12 protein-coding genes and 1 pseudogene are annotated in these 16129 nt (G+C 71.9%); 5 read left to right on the plus strand and 8 right to left on the minus strand.

Features of this window, described 5'->3' with window-relative positions; translation table 11 throughout:
* Positions 1-71 precede the first annotated feature (71 nt).
* The 8 genes and pseudogenes from ACFWN1_RS23710 to kdpF all read right to left on the minus strand — a co-directional run bounded on the left by ACFWN1_RS23710 (position 72) and on the right by kdpF (position 8816).
* Positions 72-518 (minus strand): response regulator, encoded by a 447-nt coding sequence (locus ACFWN1_RS23710; RefSeq protein WP_384365332.1) that lies wholly within the window; start codon positions 516-518, stop codon positions 72-74.
* Positions 515-2056: a CHASE3 domain-containing protein gene (locus tag ACFWN1_RS23715; RefSeq protein WP_384365361.1), complete on the minus strand. Its 1542-nt coding sequence runs from the start codon at positions 2054-2056 to the stop codon at positions 515-517. The genes ACFWN1_RS23710 and ACFWN1_RS23715 overlap by 4 nt, the downstream gene beginning before the upstream one ends.
* A 137-nt stretch (positions 2057-2193) precedes the next feature.
* Positions 2194-3417, minus strand: a complete 1224-nt coding sequence (locus ACFWN1_RS23720) for a PP2C family protein-serine/threonine phosphatase (RefSeq protein ID WP_384365335.1) — start codon at positions 3415-3417, stop codon at positions 2194-2196.
* 164 nt (positions 3418-3581) lie between these two features.
* Positions 3582-4140, minus strand: a pseudogene (locus ACFWN1_RS23725) (response regulator transcription factor).
* Between the two features lie 113 nt (positions 4141-4253).
* Positions 4254-4922, minus strand: a complete 669-nt coding sequence (locus ACFWN1_RS23730) for a potassium-transporting ATPase subunit C (protein WP_384365338.1) — start codon at positions 4920-4922, stop codon at positions 4254-4256.
* Positions 4923-4924: 2 nt separating this feature from the next.
* A complete protein-coding gene (gene kdpB / locus ACFWN1_RS23735) occupies positions 4925-7024 on the minus strand; it encodes a potassium-transporting ATPase subunit KdpB (RefSeq protein ID WP_384365364.1) in 2100 nt (699 codons plus the stop codon).
* A gap of 29 nt (positions 7025-7053) precedes the next feature.
* Complete coding sequence (gene kdpA, locus ACFWN1_RS23740; RefSeq protein ID WP_384365341.1) at positions 7054-8718, minus strand: potassium-transporting ATPase subunit KdpA; 1665 nt, start codon at positions 8716-8718, stop codon at positions 7054-7056.
* Positions 8719-8726: 8 nt separating this feature from the next.
* Entirely contained in the window at positions 8727-8816 is a 90-nt protein-coding gene (kdpF, locus tag ACFWN1_RS23745) for a K(+)-transporting ATPase subunit F (protein ID WP_161183200.1), read from the minus strand.
* A gap of 531 nt (positions 8817-9347) precedes the next feature.
* On the opposite strand from kdpF, the gene ACFWN1_RS23750 reads away from it, so the two are divergent.
* The 5 genes from ACFWN1_RS23750 to ACFWN1_RS23770 all read left to right on the plus strand — a co-directional run bounded on the left by ACFWN1_RS23750 (position 9348) and on the right by ACFWN1_RS23770 (position 16074).
* Positions 9348-10640, plus strand: a complete 1293-nt coding sequence (locus ACFWN1_RS23750; protein ID WP_384365346.1) for an NUDIX domain-containing protein — start codon at positions 9348-9350, stop codon at positions 10638-10640.
* Entirely contained in the window at positions 10637-11230 is a 594-nt protein-coding gene (locus ACFWN1_RS23755) for an NUDIX domain-containing protein (RefSeq protein ID WP_384365349.1), read from the plus strand. Before ACFWN1_RS23750 ends, ACFWN1_RS23755 begins: the two co-directional genes overlap by 4 nt.
* Positions 11220-12254, plus strand: coding sequence for a GNAT family N-acetyltransferase (locus ACFWN1_RS23760; RefSeq protein WP_384365352.1), 1035 nt, complete (start codon positions 11220-11222; stop codon positions 12252-12254). The genes ACFWN1_RS23755 and ACFWN1_RS23760 overlap by 11 nt, the downstream gene beginning before the upstream one ends.
* A gap of 97 nt (positions 12255-12351) precedes the next feature.
* Positions 12352-13899 carry a M1 family metallopeptidase gene (locus ACFWN1_RS23765; RefSeq protein WP_384365355.1) on the plus strand — a complete coding sequence of 516 codons (1548 nt, stop codon included), beginning with the start codon at positions 12352-12354 and terminating at the stop codon, positions 13897-13899.
* A 195-nt stretch (positions 13900-14094) separates the two neighbouring features.
* Positions 14095-16074, plus strand: coding sequence for an N-acetylmuramoyl-L-alanine amidase (locus ACFWN1_RS23770; protein WP_384365358.1), 1980 nt, complete (start codon positions 14095-14097; stop codon positions 16072-16074).
* Positions 16075-16129: the final 55 nt, after the last annotated feature.

Below are 16129 nucleotides of genomic sequence, written 5' to 3' on the forward strand. Positions count from 1 at the left end.
CCGCGGGCTGAGCGAGCGTGACAGAACACCCCCCGACCGGGCTGGTCGGGGGGTGTTCCGTGTGCGGGGGCTCACCTCCGCCGGGGCAGGCGGACCACCTGGACGAAGAAGTCGTCGATCTGGCGGACGGCGGCGATGAACTGGTCGAGGTCGACCGGCTTGGTGACATACGCGTTGGCGTGCAGCTTGTAACTGCGGAGGATGTCCTCCTCGGCCGCCGAGGTGGTGAGGACGACCACCGGGATGTCCACGAGATCCTGGTCGGACTTGATCCGCTCCAGGACCTGACGCCCGTCGTACTTGGGCAGGTTCAGGTCCAGCAGGATCAGGTCGGGCCGGGGCGCGCCGGTGTGGTCGCCGCGCCGGTAGAGGAAGTCGAGCGCCTCCTCGCCGTCCCGGACCACGTGCAGCGTGTTGCCGATCTTGTTGTCCTCGAACGCCTCCCTGGTCATCAGCTCGTCACCGGGGTCGTCCTCCACCAGGAGGACGTCGATCGGGGTGCCGTCGGGAGTCGTCATGTCAGGGCCTTTGCCTCGGATTGGATGCCGGACTCGTCCGGGGTGGTGGCCACGGGCAGGGTGAACCGGAACCGGGTGCCGTCGGTGTAGTCGGTGTCCAGCCAGATCCTGCCACCATGATGTTCCACGATCTTCTTGCAGAGCGCCAGGCCGATGCCGGTGCCACCGTAGGCGTCCCGGCTGTGCAGCCGCTGGAAGATGACGAAGACCTTGTCGGCGAACTCGCCGGGGATGCCGATGCCGTTGTCCGTGACGCTCACCTGGATGCTGCCCGGCTCGTCCGGGTCGGCCTCACAGGTGACGGTGACCTGCGGGGCGCGGTCGGGGTGGCGGAACTTCAGGGCGTTGCCGATCAGATTCTGCCAGAGCATGGTGAACAGGGTCGGGTCGCCCACGACCTCGGGCATCTCCTTCGGCCGTTCGACGCGGGCGCCGGACTCCTCCACGGCGGTGCCCAGGTTCATCATCGCCTTCTCCAGCGCCTTGTCCAGGCCGACCGGCACGCGGTCGTCGGTGAGCCGGCCGACGCGGGAGAAGGTGAGCAGGTCGTTGATGAGCACCTGCATGCGCTTGGCGCCGTCCACCGCGAAGTCGATGTACTGCCGGCCGCGGTCGTCCAGTTCGTCGTAGTAGCGCTTCTCCAGCAGCTGGCAGAAGGAGGCGACCTTGCGCAGCGGCTCCTGGAGGTCGTGGGAGGCGACGTAGGCGAACTGTTCCAGCTCGACGTTGGAGCGGCGCAGTTCGACCGCCTGGGCGTCCAGGTCGGCCGCCTGGGTGCTGAGAACGCGCTGCTGGGCGTGGGAGGCGTCCAGCTCGGTCACGATCCGCCGGCGCATGCCCTCCACGTCGTCGGCCACAGCGGTCAGGTCGGCCGGGCCGCCGCCGTCGATGACGTGCTCGAAGTCGCCGCCGGCGACCCGGCGGGAAGCGGTGCGCAGCCGCTCCAGGGGCCGGGTGACGAGCACGCGCACGAAGACGGCGAGCGCGACACCGGTCAGCAGGAACGCGGCGACCATGGCGACGAGCACCGAGTTGCGCAGGGTGCGCTCGTGGGCGATGTGCGCGCGGCCGTCGGCGACCACTCGCGTCATGTGGGCGTTCTGCTTGACCCAGCTCTCGCGGAGCTTGTCGAAGTCCTCCTTGCCGCCCTCCACCGTCCGCAGGTCGACGGCCTTCGGCTTGCCGGGGGTGACGGAGGCGACGAGTGGTTCGGCGTAGTTGAGGCGCCACTGGGCCGCCTTGCGCTCCACCGTGGTCAGGTCCTCGCGCAGTTCGGGCCGGTCCGCGATCAGGCGGCGCAGCCGGGCGGCGGACTCCGCCTCGTTCCTCCTGCCGTCGGTGTAGGGGGCCAGGAACCGCTTGTCGGCGGTGATGGCGTAGCCCCGGATGCCGGTCTCCTGGTTGACCATGGCGGACTGGAGCCGGTACGCCTCGGTCTGGGCGGGCTGGACGCCCTCCAGCAGGGAGTCGGTCGCGTGGGCCGTGCGGTTGAGCAGATTGGCGCCGACCACGGTGCCGAGCAGTACCAGGAAGCTCATGAGCGACAGCACGAGGTAGAACCAGCCCTGCACGGTCAGGCGGCGCCCGGTCCACGGCTTGCCCGTGAGCTTTTTCACCCTGTGCTCCGTACCGACTCGTCGCTCACGCGTCCCACTCGTCTCTCGTCTCACTTGTCTCAGTTCCAGCTCACATGGACGACGGCGACGTCGTCCGCGAGCCCGCCCTGTTCCTCGGCCAGCCCCTCGGCCTCGCCGATGAGCCGGTCCACGAACTCGTCGGGCGCCAGTCCGGCCGCCTCGCGGGCGAGTCCGAGCAGCCCCTCCTCGCCGAGGCGCTGCGGGCCCCGGCTGACGTGCCCCTCGAAGAGGCCGTCGGTGAAGAGGACCACGGAGGAGCCCGGCGGCACCGGCAGTTCCGCGGTGGGCCAGCGGGCGCCGCCGGGGATGAGGCCCAGCGCGGGCCCGCCCGGCACCTCGACCCAGTCCACTTCCAGCGCGCCGCGCCGGAGCAGTCCGTGGTGGCCGGCCCGCACCACGCTGGCCCGGTGCTCGCCGGGCACGGCGGACAGGCTGATCAAGGTGGCGAAGACCTCGTCCCGGGCGCGCTCGGCGACCAGGATCTCCTCCAGGCGGGCCACCTGCTCGACCCCGGTGATGCCGCTGAGGACCAGTGTGCGCCAGGCTATCCGCAGGGCGACACCGAGGGCCGCCTCGTCCGGTCCGTGCCCGGAGACGTCACCGACCAGGGCGTGGACGGTGCCGTCCGCGCTCTGCACGATGTCGTAGAAGTCCCCGCCGAGAAGTGCCTGGGCGCGGCCGGGGCGGTAGCGGGCGACGACCTGGACGCCGTCGGCGCGCAGCAGCGGGCGGGGCAGCAGTCCGCGTTCCAGACGGGCGTTCTCCTGGGCCTGCATCAGGCTGGCCTGGAGCGCCACGGCGGACTGTTCGGCCTGCTTGCGCTGGATCGCGTAGCGGACGGCGCGTCCGAAGAGTTCGGGTTCGACCCGGCCCTTGACCAGGTAGTCCTGGGCTCCGGCGGTGACCGCGGCGAGCCCGGTCTGCTCCTCGGCCAGGCCGGTGAGGACGACGATGGCCACCTGGTCGGCGTGCGCCTTGACCAGGGAGACGGCTTCGAGGCCGCTCGCGTCGGGCAGGTGCAGGTCGAGCAGGACGCAGTCGGGGCGCTCGGTGGAGAGCACCTCGGCGGCCTCGGCCATCGAGCGCACCCAGCGCAGGTGCATCTTCAGGGCGCTGTCGGCTACCAGTTCCTCCACCAGCAGCGCGTCGCCCGGGTCGTCCTCGACCAGGAGCACGGACGGCTGCCGCTCGTCCCATGCCGTGTCGACCCTGCCCACGGTCACCGGCATCAGCTCATGAGCATCAGCCCGCGACGTCACCATGGTCCCGCCCTTCCGCTCCACTCGCGCCGCCCGCCGTCAGAAGTTGTCGACCGACAACATTGGATGAGCATACTCAGTGTGAAGATCCGGGCGTGACCAGTCCGGGTGACATCATTCACCCTTCCGGACGCGAGCGCGACGACGTGGCCGCCTTCGGGGTCGATTCAGCGCTCGAAGGGGTAGCCCGTCGCGGGCTCGGTGATGAGATGGCGCGGACGGGCGGGGTCCCCCTCCAGCTCGCGGCGGAGCTGGGCCATGTGGACTCGCGGGTAGCTGGTCCTGTCGCTGAGGGAGACACCCCAGACCTCGCGCAGCAGGTGTCTCTGGCTGACCGGGCGGCCGGGGCTGGTGACAAGAATCTCCACCAGTTGCCACTCGGTCGGCGCGCGGCCGGGCGAGCAGTTCGGCCATGCTGAACGGCTTGGTCACGTAGTCGTAGGCGCCGGCGTCCAGGGCCGCGGCCTTCTCCTCGGACGCCTGGCGGGCGGAGAGCACGAGGATCGGGACGCGGCCGCCGCCGCACAGGGACATTGTGACGTCGGCGCCGTCCATGCCGGGCAGCCCGAGGCCGAGCCTGACCACCTCCGGACCGCGTTCGGCCGCGAGGCGGAGCGCGGTGGCGCCGTCCGGGGCGGCGTCGACGGCGTACCCGCGGGCCCGGAGGTTGATCACGAGGGCCCGCACCGGCTGCGGGTCGTCCTCCACCACGAGTACGCGGGTCATGGACGCGCGCCCTTCTGTCGTACGCCGGATCAACGCGGCGACCTACGTCATCCGGGCGGGAGGCGGCGGTACCGGAACGGCTTTGCGGACACCGCCGACCGTGGCGCACGTCCTCAGGGCCGGGCCGCCAGGTCCCTGAGGGCGCTGTTCAGGGCCAGCACGTCGACGCGGGGTTCGCCCAGGAAGCCCAGGGTGCGGCCCTCGGTGTGCTCGCGGACGATCCTGGCCACCTCGGCGACGGAGAGGTGGTTCCTGGCGGCGACGCGGTGGGTCTGGAGCCGGGCGTACTCCGGGGAGATGTCCGGGTCGAGGCCGGAGCCGGAGGAGGTGACGGCGTCCGCGGGGACGTCGGCGGAGCGGACCGGGTGGCCGGGTACGGAGTTGTCCCTGACGACCGCGGCCTTGGCGTCCGCCACCCGCTGGACCAGCACCTTGTTGTCGGCCGCGAGGTTCGTGGCGCCGGACAGCAGCAGCGAGTAACGGGTGTTCTCACTGTTGGTGCCGAGTCCGGCCGCCGGGCGGCCCTGGAACCACCTGAGGTCCGGCTCGGGCGTCTCCTGGCCCTTCTTGAGAGGCAGGGTGTACGGCTGCCCGATGAGGGAGGAGCCGACGACCCGGCCGTCAGCCCTGACCTCGGAGCCGTTCGCCCGGTCGGAGAAGAGCAATTGGGCGGCGCCGGTCACGGCGAGGGGGTAGAGGACGCCGGTGAGGAGGGTGAGGACGAGCAGGGCGCGCAGGCCGGCGCCGAGTGACCGGGCCCTGCCGGTGAGGAAGTTGTCCATGGTCAGCCGATCCCGGGAATCAAGGAGATGAGCAGGTCGATGAGCTTGATGCCGACGAAGGGCGCGACGAGGCCGCCGAGGCCGTAGACGGCGAGGTTGCGCCGCAGCAGGCGGTCGGCGCTGACCGGCCGGTACCGCACGCCGCGCAAGGAGAGCGGGACCAGCGCGATGATGATCAGCGCGTTGAAGATCACGGCCGAGAGGATCGCGGAGTCGGGCGAGGACAGCCGCATGATGTTCAGCTTGTCAAGGCCTGGATACACGGCGGCGAACAGCGCCGGGATGATCGCGAAGTACTTGGCCACGTCGTTGGCGATGGAGAACGTGGTCAGCGCGCCCCGGGTGATGAGGAGCTGCTTGCCGATCCCGACGATCTCGATGAGCTTGGTCGGGTCGGAGTCGAGGTCGACCATGTTGCCGGCCTCCTTGGCGGCCGACGTGCCGGTGTTCATGGCGACGCCGACGTCCGCCTGGGCCAGCGCCGGGGCGTCGTTGGTGCCGTCCCCGGTCATGGCGACGAGCTTGCCGCCCGCCTGCTCCCGCTTGATGAGGGCCATCTTGTCCTCGGGGGTGGCCTCCGCGAGGAAGTCGTCGACGCCCGCCTCCTCGGCGATGGCCTTGGCGGTCAGCGGGTTGTCCCCGGTGATCATGATCGTCCTGATGCCCATGCGGCGCAGCTCGGCGAACCGTTCCCGCATGCCGTCCTTGACGACGTCCTTGAGGTGGACGACACCCAGCACGCGGGCCCCCTCCGGGTCCCGGACGGCGACCAGCAGCGGGGTGCCACCGGCGCGGGATATCCGGTCGGCGGCCCGCTCCGCGTCCTCGGCGGGCGTGCCGCCCTGCTCGCGCACCCAGCGCAGCACGGAACCGGCCGCGCCCTTGCGGATACGGCGCCCGTCCACGTCGACGCCGGACATCCGGGTCTGCGCGGTGAACGCGATCCACTCGGCGCCCGACAGCTCGCCGCGGTGGCGCTCGCGCAGGCCGTACGCCTCTTCGGCCAGGACGACGACGGACCGGCCCTCGGGGGTCTGGTCGGCGAGCGAGGACAGCTGAGCGGCGTCCGCGAGCTCCGCCACGCCGGCCCCGCCCACCGGCACGAACTCCGCGGCCCGGCGGTTGCCCAGGGTGATGGTGCCGGTCTTGTCGAGCAGCAGCGTGGAGACGTCACCGGCCGCCTCGACGGCCCGTCCCGACATGGCCAGCACATTGCGCTGCACCAGACGGTCCATGCCCGCGATACCGATGGCGGAGAGCAGCGCGCCGATGGTGGTGGGGATCAGGCACACCAGCAGAGCGACCAGCACGACCATTGTGAGGTGCGTGCCCGCGTACGCGGCGAACGGCGGCAGCGTGACGCAGGCCAGCAGGAAGACGATGGTGAGCGACGCCAGCAGGATGTTCAGCGCGATCTCGTTGGGCGTGCGCTGCCGGGCCGCGCCCTCCACCAGTCCGATCATCCGGTCGATGAAGGTCTCCCCCGGCTTCGTCGTGATCCGGACGACGATCCGGTCGGAGAGCACCTTGGTGCCACCGGTGACGGCACTGCGGTCGCCGCCGGACTCCCGGATGACCGGCGCCGACTCACCGGTGATCGCGGACTCGTCCACCGAGGCGACGCCCTCCACGACATCGCCGTCACCGGGGATGACGTCGCCCGGCTCGCAGACCACCAGGTCGCCGACGCCGAGCCCGGTGCCGGACACCCGCTCCTCGCCGGTCCCGGTCAGCCGGCGGGCGACGGTGTCCGCCCTGGCCCTGCGCAGGGTCTCGGCCTGCGCCTTGCCCCGGCCCTCGGCGACCGCCTCCGCGAGGTTGGCGAAGAGCACGGTCAGCCACAGCCAGGCGCTGATCGTCCAGCCGAACCAGTCGGTGGGGTCGGTGAGGGAGAACACCGTGGTCAGCACGGAGCCGATCCACACCACGAACATCACGGGCGACTTGACCATGACCCGCGGATCAAGCTTGCGGAACGCGTCGGGCAGCGACTTCAGCAGTGCCCTGGGGTCGAAGAGACCCGCTCCGACACGGCCCTCGGCGGCCTGGTGAGTGCCGGGGAGATCGCCGTGCGGCGCCCGGGTCGGGGTGACTGTGGACATCGAGTCCTCGGGCTTCTCTATCCGGGTGGTCATGACGCCAGCCCCTCGGCCAGCGGGCCCAGCGCGAGGGCCGGGAAGTAGGTCAGACCGGTGACGATCAGGATGGCGCCCACCAGCAGGCCGGTGAACAGCGGCTTCTCGGTGCGCAGGGTCCCCGCCGTGACCGGGACCGGCCGCTGGTCGGCGAGCGAGCCGGCCAGCGCCAGCACGAACACCATCGGCAGGAAACGTCCGAGCAGCATGGCGAGCCCGGTCGTGGTGTTGAACCAGTCGGTGTTGGCGTTCAGCCCGGCGAAGGCCGAGCCGTTGTTGTTGGCGGCCGAGGTGAAGGCGTACAGCACCTCGGAGAACCCGTGCGCGCCCGGATTGAGCAGCGAGTGCGTCGGGGTCGGCAGCGCCAGCGAGGCGGCCGTGAGGACCAGGACCAGGGCGGGGGTGACCAGGATGTAGCAGGCGGCGAGCTTCATCTCGCGCGCGCCGATCTTCTTGCCCAGGTACTCGGGGGTGCGGCCGACCATCAGACCGGCGAGGAACACCGCGATCACGGCCATGATCAGCATGCCGTAGAGACCGGAGCCGGTGCCGCCGGGGGCGATCTCGCCCAGCATCATCCCGAGCATGGTGATGCCGCCGCCGAGCCCCGTGAAGGAGGAGTGGAAGGAGTCCACCGCACCGGTCGAGGTGAGCGTGGTGGACACCGCGAAGAGCGCGGAGCCGCCGACGCCGAAGCGGACCTCCTTGCCCTCCATCGCGCCCCCCGCCGCTTGCAGCGCCGGGCCGTGGTGGGCGAACTCGGCCCACGTCATCAGCGCGGTGAAGCCCAGCCAGATGGTGGCCATGGCGGCGAGGATCGCGTAGCCCTGTTTGACCGAGCCGGCCATCAGGCCGAAGGTGCGGGTCAGCGAGAACGGGATGATGAGGATCAGGAAGATCTCGAACAGGTTGGTGAAGGGCGTCGGGTTCTCGAAGGGGTGCGCGCTGTTGGCATTGAAGTAACCGCCGCCGTTGGTGCCCAGCTCCTTGATGGCCTCCTGGGAGGCGACCGCGCCGCCGTTCCACTGCTGGGTGCCGCCCATGAACTGGCCGACCTCATGGATGCCGGAGAAGTTCTGGATGGCGCCGCAGGCCACGAGGACGAGGGCGCCGATGACCGCGCCCGGCAGCAGGATACGCAGCGTGCCGCGCACCAGGTCGGCCCAGAAGTTGCCCAGTTCGCCGGAGCGGGACCGGGCGAAACCGCGCACCAGGGCGACCGCGACGGCCATGCCCACGGCTGCGGACACGAAGTTCTGCACCGCGAGCCCCGCCGTCTGCACGACATGGCCCATGGTCTGTTCGCCGTAGTACGACTGCCAGTTGGTGTTGGTGACGAAGGAGACGGCTGTGTTGAAGGACTGCGCCGGGTTCACCGAGGAGAACCCGAGCGAACCGGGCAGGACGCCCTGCAGCCGCTGGAGCAGGTAGAGGAAGAGGACACCGGCGAGGGAGAACGCGAGCATCCCGCGCAGATACGCCGGCCAGCGCATCTCGGTGTCGGGGTCGGCGCCGACGGCCCGGTAGATCCACCGCTCGGCCCGCAGATGCCGGCGCGAGGAGTACACCTTGGCCATGTAGCCGCCGGCGGGCGCGTGGACGAGGGCCAGCGCGCCGATGAGGGCGAGCAGCTGGAGCACGCCCGCGAGTACGGAACCCATGTCGGCTCTCAGAACCTCTCCGGGAAGATCAGGGCGAGGACGAGATAGCCCAGCAGGGCGACGGCCACGACCAGGCCGACGACGTTCTCGGTGGTCACAGCTTCGTCACCCCCTTGGCGACGAGTGCCACCAGCGCGAAGGCCGCGAGCACGGTGACGACGAAGGCCAGATCGGCCATCTTGGGACTCCTGAACGGACTCGGGACGGAAAGGGGAACTCCTTGAGGAAACCCCTGCTCCGACCGGTCCGGACCCCCCGTTGACGCCCCTCATACGGCCGTGGCCCCGGCTTTGACGGGACTCTGACGTGCCTCACCCCGTCCACCCGGCAGGAGAGGGTTCTGGACGACGAGCTCGTCCGAGCCGGCGGGGATGAACCAGCCGTCCCTATGCCGGGACATGGCGGACTCACTGATCGCACACCCCGCACACCCCGCACACCCCGCCCCTCTTGCTCCGCTTCCCTCGATCGAACGAGTTTGGGAGCGGCGACCCATGGCGTGCCGGGCCGAGCGGGCAGGGGGAACACACGTTCCGGAATTCGCCTCGCCCGAGCCGTGACGACACCGGTGCCCTGGGCGTTTTTAGAGCACCAGTTCACTTCCCACTCGGATGGAGGAGGTCGACGACATGAGTACGTTCGCCCCCGGTTCCGCTCAGCTCACCTGCCGCGCGCTCGTCATCGACCGCGAGCGGCGCGTCCTGCGGGTACGGGATCCTGACGGGCTGCCCGGCGTACAGGCCGCGGCGGGCGACCCCACGTTGCCGGCGGCGGCCCTGCGGGCGGTGACCGAGCGCACACGGCTCGCACCGGGCGACCTGTGCCTGACCCCGAAGCTGCTGACCACCCCGGTCCATGTCGAGGCGTTGGGACCGGATCACTACGAGTTCACCTTCGCCTTCTACCTGGCCCGCGAATTGCCCGAACCACTGCCGGGCGCGGACTGGTCAGCGGTCGAGCAGCTCAAGCCGGGCCCGGTGAAGGCGAAGTCGACCGCGCTGGAACTCGACGGCAGACCCGCGCCGGTGAACGCCTCGGCGCTGATCCACGACGGCGAGGGCCGCTATCTGCTCCAGCTGCGCGACAACACTCCGGGTATCTGGGAGCCAGGAGCGTTCGCCCTGCTCGGCGGCGGCCGCGAGCCGGGGGACCGCACACTGGAGGACACCCTCCGGCGTGAACTGGCCGAGGAGGTACCGGGACTGGACCCGGCCGACCTCACGCCGTACGCCGTCGAGGAGGCCACCGGCACCGACGGACTGTGCGTGCCGGTGCAGGTCTTCTCCGGCCGCTGGACCGGCGATCCGGACGGGGTCGGACTCGCGGAGGGCGTGCTGCTGCGCTGGTTCCGCCCGGACATGCTGCACCGGCTGCGGCTGGCCCCCGGAACCCGTGAACTCCTCCTGCGCCACGCGGCCCGCCCGCCCGTGCGCCCCCCGGCGATCCCGCGCCCGGCGAAGGCACCCGACGCGGGCGGCACGGAGCTGAACATCGTCGGGGTCCATCTCTACGCGGAGGACGCCGACGGCCGGGTACTGCTCGGCCTCCGCCATCCCGACGCCGCCTTCGCGGGGTCCGCCTGGCACTTCCTGGCCGGGCACTGTGAGCGGGAGTCGGCCGTCGCGTGCCTGGTGCGGGAGGCGCGCGAGGAAGCGGGCCTGGTCATCGACCCCGGTGACGTGGAGCTGACCCATGCGGTGCATGTGCTGCACGGTCCGGGCGCGCGGCCACGCCTGCAACTGGTCTTCCGTGCCAGCCGCTGGCAGGGGACACCGTGGCTGAGGGAACCGGACAAGTGTCTCGACTGGCGCTGGTGGGACCCGGACCGGCTGCCGGAGCCGCTCGTGCCGTACGCCCGCGCGGCCATCGACGGCATCCGCGCGGGCCGCGCCTACTCGGAGATGGGCTGGTGCCCGGCATGAGCGGGCGGCAGCGGCACACCGTGCCGGTGGACGTACACCTCATCCTGCGCCGGGAGGTCCGGAGCGGGCCGGAGGTGCTGATGTCGCGGCGGGCCGGGGCGGTGTACGCCGCCGGACTCTGGCATCTGCCCTCCGGGCACCTGGACGGCCCGCACGAGGACGTGGTCGACGCCCTGCTCCGGGAGGCGCGCGAGGAGACCGGTGTCGCCGTCGAGCGGGCCGGCGTGCGCGCCGCCGTCACCGTCCACCACCGGGCACCCGGCGGGGAGGCCCGGGTCGGCTTCTTCTTCGAGGTGCGGCGGTGGGCGGGCGAACCCCGTGTCATGGAACCGCGCGTCTGCGACGCCATGAGCTGGGTCCGGCTGGACGCGCTCCCCGCGGCGACCGTGGCGTACTGCCGGGCCGGTCTGGACGCGTACCGGTCCGGGGAGCGGCTGGCCGTGCACTTCCAGCGGCCGGACGACCCGGTCGCCCACGACCCGGCGGCCGACCGGCTCCGTCCCGTCCCCGGCGTCGACCCGTCGCCGCCTCCCCGGAGTCCGGCACAGGCAGGCCCGCAGCACTTCCTGGAGACGCATCGTGAACAGTGAGGCCCTGCACGACCGCCCCCGGCACTCCGGCACCGCGCCCGCCGCCCGGCCCGCCACGCCCGCCGACGCGGAGAGCATCGTCCGGCTGCGGTCCGCGTTCGTCCTCGCCGAGCCGTTGACGGAGGAGTGGATCGTCCGCGCCGGCGCCGGGCTGGCCGCCCGGCTGGCCCCCGGGGACGACGCCCGTGCCTGTGTCGTCGACGCCCCGGACGGCGCCCTCGCGTCCTGTGCGCTCGCGCTGCTCCACCCCGTCCTGCCGGAACCCGCGTCGCCCTCGGGGCGGGCGGCGCGGGTGCACGCGGTCGTCACGCATCCCTCGTGGCGGCGCCGGGGACACGCCCGGTCGGCGCTGGCCGCGCTGCTCGACCGGCTCCGGGCGGAGCGGGTGTCGCCCGTGGAGGCGGACGCGTCCGGCGCCTCGGTGGCGCTCCTACGTGCCTCGGGTTTCTGCGGCGACCCGACGCCCACCCGGATGACCTGGCCGAAGCCACCGGTCCGGGGCCGGGTGGACGAGGGGTCCGGCAAGGTCTGGCTGCCGCCGGAGCAGTACGCCGAGACGGTCATGAAGGCCACCGGCTTCGCCTGCGTCCTCTTCACCGACCTCCACGACCGGCCCGTACAGCTCCACGGGGTCTACAGCGCGACCCACCCCTGGCAACTGGCCGGCGGCACGATGGACCCCGGCGAGCGGCCCTGGGAGACGGCCGTGCGGGAGTGCCGGGAGGAGACGGGCATCGAGCTGAGCGGGCCGCCGAGGCTGCTCGCGACGGTGTACGGGCTGCCCGGTACCGAGTGGCCGTACAGCACGATGGGGCTCGTCTTCGACGGCGGCCGGCTCGACGAGGGGCAGCTCCGGGACATCGTGCTGGACCCGCGTGAGCACGACGAGGTCCGGGTGCTGCCGCTCCCGGAGTGGCGGGCGCTGATGCCGCCCCGGGACTTCGCGCGGCTCGGCGCGGTCCTGGAGGCCCGCCGCACCGGCGTGGCCGCCTACTTCGACACCTGGGACTGGGGGACGGAATGACCGCCGTACCGCTGCCGCACCGGCGGGTGGCGAACGATCTCACCGACCCGGTCTCCATATAAGCCGTATACCGTCCATCCGCTGGCATAGTGCCGCCATGACCCTCACGCCCCGTAAGAGCGGCTCTGGGCGGGCCAGCGGCAGGCGCCGCGCGGCCCTCGCGCTGGCCTGCGCCCTCGGGATCACGGGCGGGGTCGTCCTCACGCTGGACCTGTCCGAGGACGACCCCCGCACCCCCGCTCTTCCCGGCCACCCGGCTCCCGGCCGCTCGGACGCTCCCTCCCCCGGCGCCCCCGGCATCGGCGACCCGCTCATGCCGCTGGACGGGAACGGCGGCTACACGGTGCGCCGCTACACGCTGGACTTCGACTGGCAGGCGCCCCGGACACCGTTCCCGGCCGCCACCACGATCAGCGCCACCGCGACCCAGTCCCTCTCCCGCTTCGACCTCGACTTCGCGGGCAACGCCCTGCGCGGTGTCACGGTCGACGGCGTGCCCGCGAGGACCGCGCGCGGGGGGGACGAGCTGGTCGTGACCCCGGCGCGGCCGATCGTGCGGGGCCGCGTCTTCACCGTGCGGGTCGTCTACACCGCCGACCCGACGCGGCACCGCCACCGCACCGACGCGATCCAGGACTACGGCTGGGTGCCCACGGCCGACGGCACGCTCCTCTCGCCGCAGCCGAACGGTGCCCGGATGATCTTCCCGGCCGACGACCACCCCAGTCTGCGGGCGCCGTTCACCTTCCACATCACCACCCCGGCCGGCCTGACGGCGGTGGCCAACGGACGGCTCGTCACCCGCGTACCCCAGCGCGACGGCCGGGTCCGCTGGACGTACGACTCGGAGCACCCGGTCGCCCCGCAGCTGGTCCAGCTGGCCATCGGCCGGTTCGACGTGGTGGACGGCACCGGGCCGCACGGGCTCCCGCTGCGGGACGTGGTGCCCCGGGGGCTGGTGGCGCGGACCAGGGCGTACCGGGAGCTGACGCCGGACCACCTCACCTGGCTGGAGGAGCGGCTCGGCCCGTACCCGTTCCGGCGCTACGGCGTGCTGGTGGGCGACACCGAGCTGCCGGTGGCGCTGGAGACGCAGTCGCTGTCGGTGGTGCCGAGCACGGATCTGCTGGGGGATCAGGTCACGGCCGAACGCAATCTCGTGCATGAGCTGACCCACCACTGGACCGGCGACAGCGTGGCGATCCGCCGCTGGTCGGACCTGTGGCTGAGCGAGGGTCACGCCCGGTTCTACGAGCTGCTGTACGCCGGCACGCGGGGCGGCCCCGGCCTGGAGGAGATGATGCGTTCGGCCTACGAGCAGCACGACCGGTGGCGGCACGACGACGGCGCGCCCGCCGAGCCGCACGAGGAGGGCCTGTTCCGGCAGATGCGCTACGACGGCTCGGCGCTGGTGCTGTACGCGCTGCGCGAGAAGGTCGGCGCGGACACCTTCGAGCGCGTCGAGAGAGCCTGGGTGACGACGTATCGGGGACGGGTGGCCGGTACCCGGGACTTCGTCGGACTCGCCTCGAAGGTGGCCGGCGAGGATCTGACGGGCTTTCTGACCCCGTGGTTGTACGGGTCGCACGCCCCGCCCATGCCCGGCCACCCCGACTGGCGGGTGGACCCGGTCGAGGAGGGGTGAGCGCACCGCCCCCACCCGGCGGTGCCGCTGCCGCCGACCGGGTGGCCTGAGCGCGGGGGCTGGTCCACGCCAGTGACGCTCGGCGCGACGCGGCGCGCGAGGCAAGGAAACGTGAGCGGGGTGACATGCGGGGCGCCCCGGTTCGCGCCCTGGCCGCATGTCCAGGCCGCGCCGAACCTCGTTGGAGCCAGCCGTATGAGAAAACGCGTCGCCCCCCGCCTGTCCAGTGCCGTGCGCGGGCATCGGCGGATCATCTGCGTGACCGCCGCGTCGGCGGCGCTTCTGGTGCCTTTGCTGATCGACCGCTCGGACGACTCGGGCGGACCCCCCGACCAACGCCTCCAGGACGACTACACGGCAGCCGCGGCCGAGTTCCACGTCCCCCGCAGTGTGCTGATGGGGGTGTCCTATCTCCAGTCGCGGTGGGACTCCCACCAGGGCGCCCCGAGCGTCATCGGCGGCTACGGGCCGATGCACCTGGTGGACTCCGCCGGACCGCCGGCCGCCACGCCCCCGCACCATGTGACACCCCATCCGAAGGTGCGCAAGGCCAGTCCGTCCCCGGCGCAGAAGGCGGTTGAGGACGCCCGGCGCTCCGCGGACCTGCGGCGGGCGGCCGATCTGGTCGGTCTTCCGGTGGAGCGGCTGCGCACGGACGACGCCGCCAATGTGCGCGGGGGCGCGGCGCTGCTCGCGGCGGCGCAGCGGGGGCTGGGCAAGCCGCTCAGCACCGACCCGGCCGAGTGGTGGGACGCGGTGTCGCGCTTTCCGGGCTCGACCGACGCCGGTTCGGCGGCGGCCTATGCCGACGATGTCTTCGATGTCATCCGCCGGGGCGCGAACCGGGTCACCGACGCCGGTCAGCACGTCGTCCTGGCGGCGAGCCCCAGGGTGCGCCCGCCCTCCGGGGCGGCGGGGGCGTCCCGTTCGAAGGACGTGGAGTGCCCGGCGGAGCTGTCGTGTTCCTGGCTGAGCGCGCCGTACGTCCGGATCGACGACGAGGCATACGGCAACCACGACCTGGCCGACCGGCCCAAGGACCAGCGGATCGAGTACATCGTCATCCATGACACCGAGGCGCCGCTGGCCTCGATGCTGCTGACCGTCCAGGATCCTACGGAGGCGTCCTGGCACTACTCGATCCGGTCCAGCGACGGCAGCGTCACCCAGCACGTCAAGACCAAGGACGCGGCCTGGCACTCGGGCAGCCAGTTCGTGAACGGCCGCTCGATCGGCATCGAGCACGAGGGGTTCCTGCGGCAGCCGGACGCCTGGTACACGGAGCAGATGTACCGTTCCTCCGCCCGGCTGGTGAAGTACCTGACCAAGAAGTACGACATCCCGCTGGACCGGCAGCACATCTTCGGCCACGACAATGTGCCCGCGCCGACCAAGGACACCATCCCGGACATGCACGACGACCCGGGCCCGTTCTGGGACTGGCGGCACTACTTCGACCTGCTGGGCGCGCCGCTGAAGGCCACGGCGGGGCCGGACAGCGACACGGTGATGATCCTTCCGGAGTACGCCAAGCACAAGCCGGTGTTCACCGGCTGCCTGGAGAGCGGCGAGAAGTGCGCGCCGCACGGTTCCAGCGCGGTCCGGCTGCACAGCGAGCCGAGCGAGGACTCCGCGCTGATCCAGGACCCGGGCCGCAAACCGGACGGTGACGACACGACGGTGGACGTCAACGACCTGGGGTCGCGGGTGTCGGCGGGGCAGTTGTTCGCGGTGGCCGGACGTCAGGGCGACTGGACGGCGATCTGGTTCCAGGGCCACAAGGCGTGGTTCAGGAACCCGGAGGACCAGCCGACCGCCGTGGGTGCGCGGGCCCGGACGATCACTCCGAAGGCGGGCCGCCACGAGATCCCGGTGTTCGGGCGGGCGCTGCCGGAGGGGTCGGCCTATCCGGAGGGCATGGACGAGCAGCAGGAGGCTCCACTGCCCTACACGATCGACGAGGGCCAGCGGTACGTCACGCAGTCCGTGGTCCACGGCACCTATGTCGACCGGTCCTCGTTCGGGACATCCCCGGCGCCGGTGGTGAAGGGGCAGGAGGAGTACTACGAGATCCAGCTCGACCACCGGCTGGCCTATGTGCGGGCGAGCGACGTGGACGTGAAGGAGCCTCCGGCGGCAGCGGGTGCGCCGAAACCGGCCGAGCCGAAGTCCTGAAGCTGACACACCGCGCGGCCGGGGCCGGCCTCCGAGGGCAGGCCCCGGCCGCTCG

It is taken from the genome of Streptomyces sp. NPDC058459 (assembly GCF_042721685.1).
In the GTDB taxonomy this organism is placed as follows: domain Bacteria; phylum Actinomycetota; class Actinomycetes; order Streptomycetales; family Streptomycetaceae; genus Streptomyces.

Coding starts and splice junctions, on each gene's coding strand:
- ACFWN1_RS23710 (WP_384365332.1), bottom strand. CDS start 518: ATGACGACTCCCGACGGCACCCCGATCGACGTCCTCCTGGTGGAGGAC.
- ACFWN1_RS23715 (WP_384365361.1), bottom strand. CDS start 2,056: ATGAGCTTCCTGGTACTGCTCGGCACCGTGGTCGGCGCCAATCTGCTC.
- ACFWN1_RS23720 (WP_384365335.1), bottom strand. CDS start 3,417: ATGGTGACGTCGCGGGCTGATGCTCATGAGCTGATGCCGGTGACCGTG.
- ACFWN1_RS23730 (WP_384365338.1), bottom strand. CDS start 4,922: ATGGACAACTTCCTCACCGGCAGGGCCCGGTCACTCGGCGCCGGCCTG.
- kdpB (WP_384365364.1), bottom strand. CDS start 7,024: ATGTCCACAGTCACCCCGACCCGGGCGCCGCACGGCGATCTCCCCGGC.
- kdpA (WP_384365341.1), bottom strand. CDS start 8,718: ATGGGTTCCGTACTCGCGGGCGTGCTCCAGCTGCTCGCCCTCATCGGC.
- ACFWN1_RS23750 (WP_384365346.1), top strand. CDS start 9,348: ATGAGTACGTTCGCCCCCGGTTCCGCTCAGCTCACCTGCCGCGCGCTC.
- ACFWN1_RS23755 (WP_384365349.1), top strand. CDS start 10,637: ATGAGCGGGCGGCAGCGGCACACCGTGCCGGTGGACGTACACCTCATC.
- ACFWN1_RS23765 (WP_384365355.1), top strand. CDS start 12,352: ATGACCCTCACGCCCCGTAAGAGCGGCTCTGGGCGGGCCAGCGGCAGG.
- ACFWN1_RS23770 (WP_384365358.1), top strand. CDS start 14,095: ATGAGAAAACGCGTCGCCCCCCGCCTGTCCAGTGCCGTGCGCGGGCAT.